Origin of the sequence: Streptococcus sp. 3613 (assembly GCF_013277375.1) — a bacterium.
Lineage (GTDB): Bacteria > Bacillota > Bacilli > Lactobacillales > Streptococcaceae > Streptococcus > Streptococcus pseudopneumoniae.
This window is the reverse complement of the sequence record NZ_VMMV01000045.1, coordinates 40073-55350: the sequence shown is the minus strand read 5'-3', so window position 1 is coordinate 55350 and position 15278 is coordinate 40073. Positions and strand designations below refer to the sequence as shown.

Sequence of the window (15278 nt, the reverse complement as noted above, 5' to 3'; positions counted from 1 at the left end):
ATACATATCGTTTAAAACCATCGTTAAGAGTGAATTAACCAAATCCAATTGTGTCAATCGTTCGCGAACAGTCTATTTTTCTTGAAAAAATAGGCTTTTTTTCTAAAAATCTCTAGTCAAGCGCTTTATTTTTTTGTATAATAGAAGTAGCAAAGTATAGATAAGAAGAGAAAAGCATGATTACACTATTTCTATCACCGAGCTGTACATCATGTCGTAAGGCTAAGGCCTGGTTAGAAAAACATAAGGTTCCCTTTGTGGAACACAATATTATGACCAGTCCTTTAACAAGAAAAGAATTGCAACACATCCTTTCCTTGACCGAAAATGGTACTGATGACATCATTTCAACTCGTTCAAAAATTTTTCAAAAATTGAATATTGATGTAGAGAGTATTTCGGTATCGGAATTGCTTCATTTGATTGAGCAGTATCCTAGTCTTTTGCGTCGTCCAATTATTATTGATGCCAAGCGCATGCAAATCGGTTTTAATGAAGATGAGATTCGTGCTTTTCTCCCTCGTAGTTACCGTAAGCAAGAACTAAAAGAAGCAAGAATGAGAGCTGGTATTAGTTAATGAACAAACAGTATAGTTACCCACTAGATTTGTCGTGGAGCACTGAAGAACTTGCTTCAGTGCTTTCTTTTTTTAATGATGTTGAAGCTGCCTATGAAGGCAAGGTAGAGGCTAAAAAGTTACTGGACTCCTATAAGCGATTCAAGGCGGTTGTGCCAAGAAAGAGTGAAGAAAAACGTTTGGGACGAGAATTTGAAACAGTCAGTGGCTATTCGCTTTACCGAGCAGTTCAGGCGGCTAAGGAAAAAGGGGAAGGAAAGATTTCTCTTGGAAAGTAAATTTGAATTTGCTAAAGAGCTAATTAAGAAAGCGGGTCAGTACATCCTTGACCACATGCAGGAAGACTTGCGTGTTGAGACCAAGTCCTCTCCAACAGATTTGGTGACCAGACTGGACAAGGAAGTTCAGGAACTCTTGGTTGGTGAGATTTTGTCCCGTTATCCTGAGGATAAGATTTGTGCTGAAGAAGGGTGTCTGCGAGCTTCGGTTCAAGAGGGCAAGGTTTGGGTCATTGATCCCATTGATGGTACCAATAACTTTGTAGCCCAGCAGGAAGATTTTGCTGTTATGATGGCTTATTTTGAAAATGGTCAGGGACAGTTTGGCCTAATTTATGATGTGGTCAAAGGGGATTGTTACCACGGTGGTGGGGTCTTTCCAGTTTGTCGAAATAATAAGCCCCTAGCTCCCTTTAAACCAAAACCACTTGGAGATTTTCTCATTGCAGGAAATAGTGGTATGCTAGAAACCAATGAATGGGGACTAGCTGATTTGAGTCGAGCCGTCCTCGGTGTTCGTGTCTATGGGAGTGCGGCCATTCGTTTTGCCAAGATTTTGTCAGGGCGTTTGTTGACCTATGTCACTTATCTGCAACCATGGGATTATGCTGCGGCTAGTATTTTAGGGGAAAGTCTGGGTTATCGGGTGGTGACCCTATCTGGTCAACCGCTTGATTTTCAAACCAGACAACCGGTCATGATGCTACCTCTTGAGATGCAGGAGGAAATTCAGTCCTATATTTACGAAAGGAAAAGAACTTAAATGCAATTTCCAGAAGGATTTGTTGAAAAATATGAAGAGATACTAGGAGATGAGGCAAGAGATTTTCTTGCCTCTTTTGAGGAGGAAGCGGTTTCGGCCTTTCGGGTCAATCCTTTAAAAGAAGCGCAACTTTCCTTTTCTGATACCATTCCTCAAACTCCTTGGGGACATTATGGGAAGGTTTCAGGGAAATCGCCTGAGCATGCTACTGGTTTAGTTTATTCGCAAGAACCTGCTGCTCAGATGGTTGCTCAGGTAGCCCAGCCCAGTCCTGGTATGAAGGTCTTGGACTTGGCAGCTGCACCGGGAGGTAAATCAACTCAACTAGCAGCCTATCTAGCTGGAGAGGGCCTTCTCGTCTCCAATGAAATTTCAAGCAAACGGGCTAAGATTTTAGTAGAAAACATGGAGCGCTTTGGAGCGACAAATGTTGTGGTGACCAATGAATCTGCTGACCGCTTGGCCAAGGTCTTTAAAGGCTATTTTGACCTCATTGTCCTTGATGCCCCTTGCTCTGGTGAAGGAATGTTTCGTAAGCAACCAGATGCTATGAACTATTGGAGCTTAGAGTATCCGAGTCAATGTGCTAGCTTGCAAAGAGAAATTTTAGCAGATGCAGTAACCATGCTAGCTGAAGGTGGTCGTCTGGTTTATTCAACCTGTACCTGGGCACCCGAGGAAAACGAAGAGATTGTTAAGTGGTTGCTGGAAGAGTATGATTTTGATTTGTTGCCAGTAGAGCATATCAATGGAATGGTAGCTGGTATTGACCTGCCAGAAACGGCTCGGATGTACCCTCATCAGTTTAAGGGAGAGGGTCAGTTTGTAGCCCATCTACAGTTTAAGGGTAACAATCCAACTCCTAAATGTAAGGCAAGTAAGAGCAATCTTGGTCGAGAACAAGTTGCCTTGTGGCAAGAATTTGCCCAAAACCATTTGAAGGTCAATCTACCGGGAATCTTGCAGACTTTTGGGGACCAACTCTATCTCTTACCAGAACTCTTGCCAGATTTAGGTAAGCTCAAGATTGCTCGCAATGGACTACATCTGGGCACTTTTAAGAAGAAACGCTTTGAGCCCAGTTTTGCTCTTGGTCTAGCCTTGAAACCGAGTCAGGTCGAACAATCGGTTGAAATTGGCCAAGAAGCGTTTGTCAAGTATGTGGCTGGAGAAACTGTTCAGCTGGCAGAAAGTCTGCCAAATGGTTGGTACCAAGTTTTGGTTAAAGGCAATGGCTTGGGCTTTGCAAAGGTTACTGGAAATGTTTTGAAAAATTATTTTCCAAAAGGCCTCAGATTCAAGTGAAAATGCTAGTCAAATATCTTATTCTATGTTATAGTGAAAGTATGGATTTTTTTAGTAGGATGATTCTTGATATCTTGATTGCCATCACATGTAGTTTTACTACTCAATGAAAATCAAAGAGCAAACTAGGAAGCTAGCCATAGATAGCTCAAAATACTGTTTTGAGGTTGCAAATAGGACTGACGGAGTCAGTTACAAAGCATTGCTTTAAAGTTGTAGATAGGACTGACCAAATAGGTACATACCTATAACAAGGCAAGGCTGACCTGGTTTGAAGAGATTTTCAAAGAGTACAAGAAGTTTAGTTATTAGCGTTCTTACCGCTTGTAAACTAGATTTCCCATAAAATAGAATCTTTTCCTTTTAGTTGTAAACTAGTCTGGGAGAGTAGAGAGGTTTGAGATACCTTTCTAGCTTTTGGATTATCATCTAAGGAGAGTAACCTTTTCCTTGCATTAAAAAGGGGAAAAAGAGACACGAAATGACTATAATGGGTGACAATGGGGGAAGGGATAGACAAGAGATTTTATCCACATATGAAAAAAGGAGGTTAGAAAAGAGTAATATAGCCTATATTATATAAATAATCAATTGCGCAGAAATTTGGTAAGAATTCATGCGTCAACTCATAAAGAACTACTTAAAAAATTCACAGTATTCATAATTATTTTCGAGGAGAAAAACAGTGAAAAAAAGAAAAAAGCTTGCTCTGTCTCTTATCGCTTTTTGGCTGACGGCTTGTTTAGTAGGCTGTGCTAGCTGGATTGATCGTGGAGAATCCATAACGGCTGTTGGCTCAACTGCCTTGCAACCCTTGGTTGAAGTAGCGGCAGATGAATTTGGCACGATCCATGTTGGAAAAACGGTCAATGTCCAAGGGGGAGGTTCTGGTACAGGCTTGTCCCAGGTTCAGTCTGGGGCAGTTGATATAGGAAACTCAGATGTATTTGCTGAGGAAAAAGACGGAATTGATGCTTCTGCTCTTGTTGACCACAAGGTCGCGGTAGCTGGCTTGGCTCTGATTGCCAATAAGGAGGTTGATGTTGATAACCTAACGACAGAGCAACTTCGTCAAATCTTCATAGGTGAGGTAACCAATTGGAAAGAGGTTGGTGGTAAGGACTTACCCATCTCTGTTATCAATCGGGCAGCCGGCTCTGGCTCTCGTGCTACCTTTGATACTGTCATTATGGAAGGTCAGTCTGCCATGCAAAGTCAGGAGCAGGATTCAAATGGAGCGGTAAAATCAATCGTATCAAAAAGTCCAGGAGCTATCTCTTATTTATCTCTTACCTATATAGATGATTCGGTCAAAAGCATGAAGTTGAATGGTTATGACTTAAGTCCAGAAAATATAAGTAGCAATAATTGGCCCTTGTGGTCTTATGAGCATATGTATACATTGGGGCAGCCCAATGAGTTAGCTGCAGAATTTCTCAATTTTGTTCTCTCGGATGAGACCCAAGAAGGGATTGTCAAAGGATTGAAGTATATTCCGATTAAGGAAATGAAGGTTGAAAAAGATGCTGCCGGAACTGTGACAGTGTTGGAAGGGAGACAATAATGAATCAAGAAGAATTAGCTAAGAAAATGTTGTTTCCATCAAAGAATTCTCGTCTGGAGAAATTAGGAAAAGGTTTGACCTTTGCCTGTCTTTCTTTGATAGTCATCCTTGTGGCCATGATTTTGGTTTTCGTAGCGCAAAAAGGCTTGTCGACCTTCTTTGTCAATGGTGTGAATATCTTTGACTTTCTTTTGGGAGGAACTTGGAATCCTTCTAGTAAAGAATTTGGTGCCCTTCCTATGATTTTGGGTTCCTTTATCGTTACCATTCTCTCAGCCCTTATCGCAACCCCCTTTGCTATTGGTGCAGCAGTTTTTATGACCGAAGTATCACCAAAAGGGGCGAAGATTTTGCAACCAGCTATTGAACTCCTGGTTGGGATTCCTTCAGTAGTGTATGGATTTATTGGCTTGCAAGTCGTCGTTCCCTTTGTTCGCAGTGTCTTTGGTGGGACTGGTTTTGGGATTTTGTCAGGGATTTCCGTCCTCTTTGTCATGATTTTGCCGACCGTAACCTTTATGACAACGGATAGCTTGCGTGCGGTTCCTCGTTATTATCGTGAGGCTAGTTTCGCTATGGGAGCCACTCGCTGGCAGACTATCTGGCGTGTGATCTTGAAGGCGGCCCGTTCTGGTATTTTCACTGCAGTGGTCTTTGGGATGGCGCGTGCCTTTGGTGAGGCTTTAGCTATCCAGATGGTTGTCGGAAACTCAGCTGTTATCCCAACTTCCTTGACCACACCAGCTGCAACTTTAACTTCTATATTAACTATGGGAATTGGGAACACTGTCATGGGAACTGTAAATAATAATGTTCTCTGGTCACTGGCCTTGGTACTGCTCTTGATGAGTTTAGTTTTTAACAGTGTGATTAAATTGATTACGAAAGAAAGAGGAAAGAAAAATTATGCGCGCTAAGAAATTAGATAAACTTGCAACAGCTGTCCTCTATACGATTGCTAGCATCATTGTGACAATCTTGGCTTCCTTGATTCTCTATATCTTGGTTCAGGGCTTGCCCCATATCTCTTGGTCTTTCTTGACTGGAAGGTCTTCTGCTTTTCAAGCAGGTGGTGGGATTGGCATTCAGCTTTACAATTCCTTTTTCCTATTGGTCATTACCTTGATTATTTCTGTACCTCTTTCTATGGGAGCTGGGATTTACTTGGCTGAATATGCTAAAAAAGGTCCTGTTACCAACTTTGTGCGGACTTGTATTGAAATTTTGTCCTCTTTACCATCAGTGGTGGTGGGTCTCTTTGGTTACTTGATCTTTGTAGTCCAGTTTGAGTATGGATTTTCAATCATTTCAGGTGCCTTGGCCTTGACAGTCTTTAACTTGCCTCAGATGACGCGTAATGTAGAGGATAGTTTGAAACATGTTCACCATACCCAACGTGAGGCTGGTCTGGCTCTTGGGATTTCTCGTTGGGAGACAGTGGTTCATGTTGTTATTCCAGAAGCGCTTCCAGGTATTGTAACGGGTGTCGTCTTGGCATCTGGTCGTATCTTTGGCGAAGCTGCAGCTCTGATTTATACAGCAGGGCAATCGGCGCCAGCTCTTGACTGGTCTAACTGGAATATCCTCAGTGTGACTAGCCCCATCTCTATCTTCCGTCAAGCAGAAACCTTGGCTGTCCATATCTGGAAAGTCAATAGTGAAGGCACTATTCCAGATGGAACTATTGTATCAGCAGGTTCTGCCGCTGTGCTCCTAATCTTTATCCTGATTTTTAACTTTGGAGCTCGTAAGTTCGGAAACTATCTACACAAGAAATTAACCGCTGTCTAAAGGAGAAGCCATGTCAACATATAACTGGGATGAGAAGCATATCCTTACCTTTCCTGAAGAAAAAGTAGCCCTTTCTACTAAGGATGTCCATGTTTACTATGGTAAAAATGAATCCATTAAGGGGATTGATATGCAATTTGAAAGAAATAAAATTACAGCTTTGATTGGTCCGTCGGGATCGGGGAAATCTACCTACTTACGCAGTCTCAATCGCATGAATGATACTATTGATATTGCTAAAGTAACTGGGCAGATTCTCTATCGTGGAATTGATGTCAACCGTCCAGAAATCAACGTTTATGAAATGCGTAAACACATTGGAATGGTTTTTCAACGCCCTAATCCATTTGCTAAGTCAATTTACCGTAATATTACCTTTGCGCATGAACGTGCTGGAGTTAAGGATAAGCAAGTCCTAGATGAAATCGTAGAAACCTCCCTTCGTCAGGCTGCCCTCTGGGATCAGGTTAAAGACGATCTCCACAAGTCAGCCTTGACCTTATCAGGTGGTCAGCAACAACGTCTCTGTATTGCTCGTGCCATCTCTGTTAAGCCAGATATCCTCTTAATGGATGAGCCAGCCTCAGCCTTGGATCCGATTGCGACCATGCAACTAGAAGAGACCATGTTTGAGCTCAAGAAAGACTTTACCATCATCATTGTAACGCATAATATGCAGCAGGCTGCTCGTGCAAGTGACTATACAGGCTTCTTTTACTTGGGTGATTTGATTGAGTATGACAAAACTGCAACTATTTTCCAAAATGCCAAGCTACAGTCCACCAATGACTATGTATCTGGTCACTTTGGTTAGAAAGGAAACCGTATGACAGATGCGATTTTACAGGTATCAGACCTGTCCGTTTATTATAATAAAAAGAAGGCTTTGAATAGTGTTTCCCTATCTTTCCAACCTAAGGAAATTACAGCCTTGATTGGTCCATCTGGATCAGGGAAGTCAACCCTCCTCAAGTCTCTCAACCGCATGGGAGATCTCAATCCAGAGGTGACCACAACTGGATCCGTGGTGTACAATGGTCACAACATCTACAGTCCGCGTACAGATACGGTTGAATTACGTAAGGAAATCGGAATGGTTTTCCAACAACCTAATCCTTTCCCTATGACTATCTATGAGAATGTTGTCTACGGGCTTCGTATCAATGGAATTAAGGATAAGCTGGTTCTGGATGAAGCCGTAGAAAAAGCCTTGCAAGGTGCCTCTATCTGGGATGAGGTCAAGGATCGTCTACATGATTCAGCTATTGGATTGTCAGGTGGTCAACAGCAGCGTGTCTGTGTGGCCCGTGTCTTGGCAACCAGTCCTAAAATCATCCTCTTGGATGAGCCAACTTCGGCTTTGGATCCGATTTCAGCTGGTAAAATTGAGGAAACCTTGTATGGTCTAAAAGACAAGTACACCATGCTTCTGGTAACCCGTTCCATGCAACAAGCTTCACGTATCTCTGATAAGACAGGATTTTTCCTAGATGGAGATTTGATTGAATTTAATGATACCAAGCAGATGTTCCTTGATCCCCAACACAAGGAAACGGAAGACTATATTACAGGAAAATTTGGATAAGGAGATGAAAGATGTTACGATCTCAATTTGAAGAAGATTTAGAGAAATTACATAACCAGTTCTACGCTATGGGACAAGAAGTGCTCTCACAAATCAATCGTACGGTGCGTGCCTTTGTCACGCATGACCGTGACCTGGCAAAAGAGGTCATCGAAGATGACGCAGAAGTAAATGAATACGAAGTGAAACTGGAAAAGAAATCATTTGAAATGATTGCACTCCAACAACCAGTCTCTCAAGATTTGCGTACAGTCTTGACTGTCCTTAAGGCTGTATCAGATGTGGAGCGTATGGGGGATCACGCTGTAGCCATTGCCCAGGCAACCATCCGTATGAAGGGGGAAGAGCGCATCCCAGCTGTAGAGGAAGAAATTCAAAAAATGGGACGTGAAGTTAAAAGCGTTGTTGAAGCAGCACTTGATCTTTATCTTAATGGTTCTGTTGACGACGCATACCGGGTAGCCTCCATGGATGAGCAAATTAACCACTATTTTGAAACTATCCGTGACCTTGCGACTGAAGAGATTAAGAAAAATCCAGAAGCCATTGTTACGGGTCGTGATTATTTCCAAGTTATTTCCTACTTGGAGCGTATCGGTGACTATGCTAAAAATATCTGTGAATGGGTTGTTTACTTTGAAACAGGTAAGATTGTCGAATTATAAAGTATTCAAAGGATAAAATTATTGTGAAAGCTTACTTTTTAATACAGTAAGCTTTCATTGTATAGATAGTTTACTTTGTCAGAGGTGAATAATGAACTACATACAGAATATCAGAAAAAAGTTGGAAAAGATAAGATTATTTTAAATTTTACCTGTGGAATATTAAGTCAATCAGGAAAAATTTTATTACAAAAACGAGCAGATAAAGGAACGTGGGGATTACCAGGTGGTGCTCTTGAATTAGGAGAATCGGCTTTAGAAGCTTTAGTGCGAGAGTTTTATGAAGAAACAGGAGTCGAAGTGAGGGTGGAAAAACTCTTAAATGTTTATACAAAATATTCAGACAGTTATCCGAATGGTGATGAGGCTCAAGTTCTTACAATCTTGTATTTAGTTTCATCTGAAACTTCTATCTCTACAAATTTTTTTACAAGTGATGAAACTTTAGAATTAGGATTTTTTGATCATAGTGACATACAAAATATTGCAATTGTAAACCAGCAGCATCAAGATATGATAAATGATTTTTTTGAAAATAAGTTCCCAATAGATAGATAAACTAACCACTGTATTTCTATTTTTTAGTAAATATATTTTATGAAAATGCAAGAAAACACTTGACAAGCAACTTAGATATCGTTATAATTATACAAAATTAACAGAGGGGTTGTTTATTTATGAAATCAAAAAAATGGATATTTGTTTTATGTAATTTTCTTGCAAGTTTCTTCTTAGTAGCTTGCCAGTCAGGTTCTAATGGTTCTCAGTCAGCTGTTGAGGCCATTAAGCAAAAGGGGAAATTAGTTGTGGCAACCAGTCCTGACTATGCACCCTTTGAATTTCAATCATTGGTTGATGGAAAGAACCAGGTAGTCGGTGCAGACATCGACATGGCTCAGGCTATCGCTGATGAACTTGGGGTTAAGTTGGAAATCTCAAGCATGAGTTTTGACAATGTTTTGACCAGTCTTCAAACAGGTAAGGCTGACCTGGCAGTTGCGGGAATTAGCGCTACTGACGAGAGAAAAGAAGTCTTTGATTTTTCAATCCCTTACTATGAAAACAAGATTAGTTTCTTGGTTCGTAAGGCTGATGTAGAAAAATACAAGGATTTAACTAGCCTTGAAAGTGCTAATATTGCGGCTCAAAAAGGGACTGTTCCAGAATCAATGGTCAAGGAACAATTGCCAAAAGCTCAATTGACTTCCTTAACCAATATGGGTGAAGCTGTCAATGAATTGCAAGCTGGAAAAGTAGATGCTGCTCATATGGATGAGCCTGTTGCCCTTAGCTATGCTGCTAAAAATGCAGACCTAGCTGTCACAACTGTCAGCTTGAAGATGAAGGACGGCGAAGCCAATGCAGTTGCCCTTAGAAAAAATAGTGCTGATTTGAAAGAAGTGGTGGACAAGGTTATCCAAAAACTCAAGGATGAAGGAACTTACCAAAGCTATCTTGAAAATGCAGCAAGCCTAACAGAAGTTGAACAATAAAAAAAGCAGAGTTGGATGTCATTCCAATTCTGCTTTTAAATAGTTTAAAACCTTTTCCAGATTGTCTAGGGACACCTTGGCAAATTGATAAGGACAGGTGCTTAAATAGGCCTCTTCAAAGAAGTCCAAGCCTAGTTGACTGTGTTTGAGATTGGCGATTTTAGGATATCGTCTGAGATCAAGCAATACACCATCGTGAAGCGGAAAGTGAGGAAGGGGACAAGGTGTTTTAGTTAACCTTTCCTCGATTTGCTTCTGGTAAGCTTCCTGATTGGATAAGCGAGCCAAACGATTTTTCTCAAACAATTGACTATCGATATAGAGTGATAAGGCCTTTTGCATGATGAGGTTGCTGTCGTAGTCTAGGATATTTTTGTAGGCCACAAAGGCTTCTTTGATAGCATTTGGAAGGATGAGTGCCGTTATCCGCAGGGCTGGAAAGAGGCTGGTTGAGAAGGATTTGATGTAAATGACGCGCTCCTCTGTATCCAGATAGTGGAAGGTCTGGCCCTTCTTGGAGTCCAAATCCCCCAGATAGTCGTCCTCTACGATATAGACACCATACTTGGCAGCTAAGTCAAGAATAGCTCGTTTGTCCTGCTCAGAATAGGAATGTCCCAGAGGATAGTGAAAACGAGGAATGGTATAGAAAAACTTAATTTTTCCTGTTTTGAAGTGGCCTTCCAGTTCCTTCAAGTCAATCCCATCAATGCCTCGTTCAATCGTTTGATAGTCCAGACCCTGAGCAATCAAGAGGCGATTCATTCGATGGTAGGTCGGTTGTTCCACCAAGATTTCCTTGGCTTGGCTAGGGAAGGAAATTTGAGAAAGGATAAACAAGGCTTGTTGGGTTCCAGAAGTCAGTACCAGTTGGTCAGCCTTGCAGTAGAGGGCTTGGTCAAAGAGGAGTTGGTGAATGGATTGTCTTAAGTCTTCTAAACCTTCTTGATTTTCATAGTAGTTGAAGAGGTAGTTTTCCCGGCCAATCAAAGTTTCATTGACACAGAGTCGGAAATCGTCATAGGCGCTGGCGTGTTCATCCGTAACCTCGATTTCGAGGTCTTGGTGTTGCCCTTGTTCTAGGACATAGTAGCCACTCTGGGGCTTGGCATAGAGGTATTGTTCGTGCCGTAATTCCAGCAGGGCGCGCTGAACGGTGTCCTTGCTACAGTGAAAGTCAAGGCTTAGTTGACGGATAGAAGGCAGGCGACTTCCCGTCGGAAAGCGTCCAGACTCGATACCATTTTTCAGATAGGAAACGACCTCTTGGTACTTGCTTTGTTTCTTCATTCCAGACCTCCCTTGATTTTGTTACATTGTACCCTTTTTTTTCCTTCTTGGCAATGTCTAGGGTGTTTCTCTCGTTCACATCTAAGAGCAAATGTGGTATATTCCCATCTTTAATACTTTTTTGAAATCAAAGAGCAACCAAATGCAGATGTGACAGTTTTTCGGAACTTTTTTCTCTTTAAAACAAAATATGTATTTTTATCTGGGGTTGGTTTGTTTTAAAAAGTTTTCATGCTAATTTCCCCGTATTACTTGCACATATTTTTAGGAAAAAGCTTGAAACCGTCTTCTAGTTGTGGTATAACAGAATTGAAAAATAAAAGTATACGAATGACTTGTTAGAAAGGAGTTTTAAATCAGAAAATCAAGTTATTTTATTAGTAATATATATTTGCGACTTGAAGGAGTGTTTTTTATGAAATTTAAAAAAACTGTAACTTCAGCTCTTGTTATATTATCACTATTTTCTATTATGTCTCCTTCTATAGTTTCTGTTAGAGTATTTGCTGATGATGTAACTACTACGGAAGTTTCTGAAATTAGTACCCAAGAACAAAAATAAATGGATGATGTAGCTAATGTTCTTGATCAAATGTTTAGAAATGGAGTTAATGAAAAAAATTTTACTGAATATGTTTATAAAAACTTTTCTCAAAAAGATATTGCTCTTGCGGAAAATAAATTAGAAACTAATATTAATAATCTCTATAACAGAGTCCCTTGGGATGAGATGGGAGGATGTATAGCGAGAAAAATACGAGAAGAATTTTTTGCTATGACCAATGTTTCGCTAATTGTTAAGTATGCGCAGAAAAAGGCTTGGTTAGAATTAGCTAAAGTGGTACTAAGATTTGTTAAAGCTAATGGACTTAAAACAAATATTTATATCATTGCTGGTCAGTTGGCTATTTGGGCAGTTCAGTGTGGTCTGGAATAATGCGTGATAAAAACTTTTTAATAAAAGATGGGATTATTAGCTTTTTGATTGGATTTGTATATGCATATTTAGTGTTACAAAAATTTATCCTTTGGAAAATCCTTTTGTTTGCATTTATTTTTGCAATTATTAATACAATATTTATGTTTGCTAGGAACAAAAAATAAATAATGATTTAGTTAAATAAAAAAAGGCCCCTAGGGAAGTGTGTTCCTTAGGGGTTGTTGTGCCAGTTCAAGTTTTGTTTCTGTCAAAATCTCAGGCTACCCGTCGGAAAGCGTCCAGACTCGATGCATTTTTCAGATAAGCTACGACCTCTTGGTACTTGCTTTGTTTCTTCATTCCAGACCTCCCTTGATTTTGTTACATTGTACCCTTTTTTTCTTTCTTGGCAATGTCTAAGGTGTTTCTCTCGTTCACATATAAAGCTAAATGTGGTATACTTAGGAGTAACATTTATAGAATAACAAACAAGAAAGAGAATGGATAAGAACGTGCAGGAACCAGTGAAATTATTTCAATACAATACCCTTGGAGCCTTGATGGCTGGCCTTTATGGTGGGACCATGACAGTAGGAGAATTGCTAGAGCATGGAGACCTTGGTTTGGGAACCTTGGATTCCATTGATGGGGAATTGATTGTCTTGGATGGCAAGGCTTATCAAGCCAAAGGCTCAGGAGAGCAACCGGAAATTGTAGAAGTATTACCAGATGCCCTTATTCCTTACGCAGCAGTAGTACCACATCAGGCAGAGGTCATTTTCCGCCAGCGCTTTGAGATGACAGACAAGGAATTGGAAGAACGGATTGAGTCTTATTATGACGGGGAAAATCTTTTCCGCTCTATCAAGATTCGTGGGGAATTTTCACATATGCATGTGCGCATGATTCCTAAGTCGGCACCAGATACCAAGTTTGCTGATGTCGCAACCCATCAACCTGAATATAGTCGTGACAATGTGGCAGGAACCATCGTTGGTTTCTGGACGCCAGAGATTTTCAATGGGGTCAGTTTGGCAGGATATCATCTACATTTTATCTCAGATGATTTGACCTTCGGTGGGCATGTTATGGACTTTGTTATCAAGGAAGGCATTATTGAGGTGGGAGCTATTGACCAGTTGGACCAACGTTTCCCAGTCCAAGACCGTCAATACTTGTTTGCTAAGTTCAATGTTGACGAGATGAAAAAAGATATTGAAAAGGCAGAATAGGAGAAGAAAATGATCATTCATATTATCATTACCATGGTGCTGTTGCTGGCTTTCTTGCTAGGGAGCGTTTGGTATGCCAAAAAGAAATACCAGATTAATCTAGCTGTTTTGGGCTTGGGAGCTGTAGCCTTCTTTGTCTCTTCACAGATTTTGGAAAAACTGGTGCATATCTTGGTTTTGCATCCTCAAAAAGACGGTAGTATTGCCCTCTTGCAAGACCATCCGCTTGTCTATATCATCTATGGCTTAGCCATGGCAGCATTTTTTGAGGAAACTGCTCGTCTTATTTTCTTCAAATGGTTGGAGAAAAAGAGAAGTTTGGAAAAGGCAGACGCCTTGGCCTATGGGTTAGGGCATGGTGGCTTGGAGTTGATTTTCCTAGGTCTTACTAGTTTGCTTAATCTCTACTTCGTTCTCTCAGCAGTTCAAACGCAGGATCCACAGGTCATGCAATTACTGTCTGAAAATATGTTGAAAACTATTCAGTCGCTATCAGTCTGGCAGATTTATTTGCTTGGTTTTGAGCGAATCTTGGCGCTAGGTTTCCAATTACTCTTGACTGTTTGGGTTTACCAAGCTGTTCGCCAGAAGAAATGGATTTATCTCCTAGCAGCCTATGGCCTACATGCCTTCTTTGACCTAGCACCATCTCTAGTCCAAGTTGGCTGGTTGACAAATCCAGTCTTGGTGGAAGTTGTCCTAGCACTTGAGCTCGTTCTGGTTACCTATGGAACCAAGGCTATCTTTTGCAAAAAATCATAAAAAGAGGGGAAACCTCTTTTTTTGTTTAAAATAAGCCTAAGATTTTTTTAGGGTCGTCAAATGGTCTTAAAAATGGTATAATGGAATGAATTTTGTAAAAGGAAGAGTGACATGTCTGTAAGAGAAAAAATGCTTGAAATCTTAGAAGGAATTGATATCCGTTTTAAGGAACCCTTGCATAGCTATAGTTATACAAAAGTAGGTGGAGAGGCCGATTATTTGGTCTTTCCACGAAATCGTTTTGAGTTGGCGCGCCTTGTAAAATTTGCCAATCAAGAAAATATTCCTTGGATGGTTTTTGGCAATGCCAGCAATATCATCGTTCGTGATGGTGGAATTCGTGGATTTGTCATCTTGTGCGACAAGCTCAATAATGTTTCCGTTGATGGCTATACCATCGAAGCTGAAGCTGGTGCTAACTTGATTGAAACAACTCGCATTGCCCTTCGTCATAGTTTGACTGGCTTTGAGTTTGCTTGTGGCATTCCAGGAAGCGTCGGTGGTGCTGTCTTTATGAATGCGGGTGCCTATGGTGGCGAGATTGCTCACATCTTGCAGTCTTGTAAGGTCTTGACCAAGGATGGAGAAATAGAGACCCTGTCTGCTAAAGATTTGGCTTTTGGTTACCGCCACTCAGCCATTCAAGAGTCTGGTGCAGTTGTCTTGTCAGCTAAATTTGCCCTAGCCCCAGGAACCCATCAGGTTATCAAGCAGGAAATGGACCGCTTGACGCACCTACGTGAACTCAAGCAACCTTTAGAATATCCATCTTGTGGCTCGGTCTTTAAGCGTCCAGTCGGGCATTTTGCAGGTCAATTAATTTCAGAAGCTGGCTTGAAAGGCTATCGTATCGGTGGTGTTGAAGTGTCTGAAAAACACGCAGGTTTTATGATTAATGTTGCTGACGGAACGGCTAAAGACTACGAAGACTTGATTGAGTCTGTTATCGAAAAAGTAAAGGAACACTCTGGCGTCACTCTTGAGAGAGAAGTCCGTATTTTAGGTGAAAGCAAGTAGGAAGCTGTAGTTGAAAAGCTGCTGCTATGTCATGGA

18 protein-coding genes are annotated in these 15278 nt (G+C 40.9%); 17 read left to right on the top strand and 1 reads right to left on the bottom strand.

From position 1 onward, the window contains the following. Window positions 1-176: 176 nt before the first annotated feature. From HT708_RS06010 to HT708_RS05955, 12 genes are all read left to right on the top strand, one after another. Window positions 177-578: a Spx/MgsR family RNA polymerase-binding regulatory protein gene (locus HT708_RS06010; RefSeq protein WP_000631259.1), complete on the top strand. Its 402-nt coding sequence runs from the start codon at window positions 177-179 to the stop codon at window positions 576-578. After that, on the top strand, window positions 578-856 hold the full coding sequence (locus tag HT708_RS06005) for a UPF0223 family protein (RefSeq protein WP_001041980.1): 279 nt from the start codon (window positions 578-580) through the stop codon (window positions 854-856). The genes HT708_RS06010 and HT708_RS06005 overlap by 1 nt, the downstream gene beginning before the upstream one ends. Then, complete coding sequence (locus tag HT708_RS06000) at window positions 846-1619, top strand: inositol monophosphatase family protein (protein ID WP_172926126.1); 774 nt, start codon at window positions 846-848, stop codon at window positions 1617-1619. The genes HT708_RS06005 and HT708_RS06000 overlap by 11 nt, the downstream gene beginning before the upstream one ends. Further along, the gene (locus tag HT708_RS05995) at window positions 1620-2924 is read left to right on the top strand and encodes an RsmF rRNA methyltransferase first C-terminal domain-containing protein (RefSeq protein WP_001160256.1); all 1305 of its coding nucleotides are present in this window, start codon (window positions 1620-1622) and stop codon (window positions 2922-2924) included. A gap of 685 nt (window positions 2925-3609) precedes the next feature. Then, window positions 3610-4488, top strand: a complete 879-nt coding sequence (pstS, locus tag HT708_RS05990; RefSeq protein ID WP_000746334.1) for a phosphate ABC transporter substrate-binding protein PstS — start codon at window positions 3610-3612, stop codon at window positions 4486-4488. After that, window positions 4488-5405, top strand: a complete 918-nt coding sequence (gene pstC / locus HT708_RS05985) for a phosphate ABC transporter permease subunit PstC (RefSeq protein ID WP_172926125.1) — start codon at window positions 4488-4490, stop codon at window positions 5403-5405. Before pstS ends, pstC begins: the two co-directional genes overlap by 1 nt. Then, window positions 5395-6279, top strand: coding sequence for a phosphate ABC transporter permease PstA (pstA, locus tag HT708_RS05980; protein ID WP_172926124.1), 885 nt, complete (start codon window positions 5395-5397; stop codon window positions 6277-6279). Before pstC ends, pstA begins: the two co-directional genes overlap by 11 nt. Window positions 6280-6289: 10 nt before the next feature. Next, window positions 6290-7093 carry a phosphate ABC transporter ATP-binding protein PstB gene (gene pstB / locus HT708_RS05975; protein ID WP_000109215.1) on the top strand — a complete coding sequence of 268 codons (804 nt, stop codon included), beginning with the start codon at window positions 6290-6292 and terminating at the stop codon, window positions 7091-7093. A gap of 12 nt (window positions 7094-7105) precedes the next feature. Further along, window positions 7106-7864 carry a phosphate ABC transporter ATP-binding protein PstB gene (gene pstB, locus HT708_RS05970; protein WP_000128635.1) on the top strand — a complete coding sequence of 253 codons (759 nt, stop codon included), beginning with the start codon at window positions 7106-7108 and terminating at the stop codon, window positions 7862-7864. Between the two features lie 11 nt (window positions 7865-7875). Further along, the gene (phoU, locus tag HT708_RS05965) at window positions 7876-8529 is read left to right on the top strand and encodes a phosphate signaling complex protein PhoU (protein ID WP_000946465.1); all 654 of its coding nucleotides are present in this window, start codon (window positions 7876-7878) and stop codon (window positions 8527-8529) included. Between the two features lie 84 nt (window positions 8530-8613). Further along, the gene (locus tag HT708_RS05960; protein ID WP_033605139.1) at window positions 8614-9087 is read left to right on the top strand and encodes an NUDIX domain-containing protein; all 474 of its coding nucleotides are present in this window, start codon (window positions 8614-8616) and stop codon (window positions 9085-9087) included. Window positions 9088-9206: 119 nt separating this feature from the next. After that, complete coding sequence (locus HT708_RS05955) at window positions 9207-10022, top strand: ABC transporter substrate-binding protein (protein WP_172926123.1); 816 nt, start codon at window positions 9207-9209, stop codon at window positions 10020-10022. An 18-nt stretch (window positions 10023-10040) separates the two neighbouring features. On the opposite strand, the gene HT708_RS05950 is transcribed toward HT708_RS05955, so the two are convergent. Then, complete coding sequence (locus HT708_RS05950; protein ID WP_172926122.1) at window positions 10041-11312, bottom strand: PLP-dependent aminotransferase family protein; 1272 nt, start codon at window positions 11310-11312, stop codon at window positions 10041-10043. A gap of 415 nt (window positions 11313-11727) precedes the next feature. Here HT708_RS05950 and HT708_RS05945 point away from each other — a divergent pair, with 415 nt between their 5' ends. The 5 genes from HT708_RS05945 (at window position 11728) to murB (ending at window position 15242) form a co-directional block, all read left to right on the top strand. Next, window positions 11728-11874 (top strand): hypothetical protein, encoded by a 147-nt coding sequence (locus tag HT708_RS05945; RefSeq protein WP_165852374.1) that lies wholly within the window; start codon window positions 11728-11730, stop codon window positions 11872-11874. Beyond that, a complete protein-coding gene (locus tag HT708_RS05940; RefSeq protein ID WP_240156195.1) occupies window positions 11875-12249 on the top strand; it encodes a hypothetical protein in 375 nt (124 codons plus the stop codon). A 482-nt stretch (window positions 12250-12731) separates the two neighbouring features. Then, window positions 12732-13463: an acetolactate decarboxylase gene (gene budA, locus HT708_RS05935; protein WP_023932776.1), complete on the top strand. Its 732-nt coding sequence runs from the start codon at window positions 12732-12734 to the stop codon at window positions 13461-13463. 9 nt (window positions 13464-13472) lie between these two features. Beyond that, entirely contained in the window at window positions 13473-14225 is a 753-nt protein-coding gene (locus HT708_RS05930; protein WP_050971541.1) for a YhfC family glutamic-type intramembrane protease, read from the top strand. Between the two features lie 111 nt (window positions 14226-14336). After that, entirely contained in the window at window positions 14337-15242 is a 906-nt protein-coding gene (gene murB, locus HT708_RS05925; protein ID WP_023936081.1) for a UDP-N-acetylmuramate dehydrogenase, read from the top strand. Window positions 15243-15278: the final 36 nt, after the last annotated feature.